Raw genomic sequence first — 207 nt, forward strand, 5'->3', positions numbered from 1 at the left:
GATTAGGTTAAAAACGTAAAGAAGCAATAGAAGGTGCCCAACACCTTCAAATATCCAGTGTCCCGTTCGTCTAGAGGCCTAGGACACCGCCCTTTCACGGCGGTAACAGGGGTTCGACTCCCCTACGGGATACCATTGGGTCGTTAGCTCAGTTGGTAGAGCAGTTGACTTTTAATCAATTGGTCGCAGGTTCGAATCCTGCACGAC

At 49.8% G+C, this 207-nt stretch carries 1 tRNA gene; it reads left to right on the plus strand.

From position 1 onward, the window contains the following. Positions 1 to 59 precede the first annotated feature (59 nt). Positions 60 to 135 (plus strand) — tRNA-Glu (locus PVK71_RS20460). The last annotated feature ends 72 nt before the right edge of the window (positions 136 to 207 follow it).

It is taken from the genome of Aliivibrio sp. S4MY1 (genome assembly GCF_028765545.1).
Classification (GTDB): Bacteria; Pseudomonadota; Gammaproteobacteria; order Enterobacterales; family Vibrionaceae; genus Aliivibrio.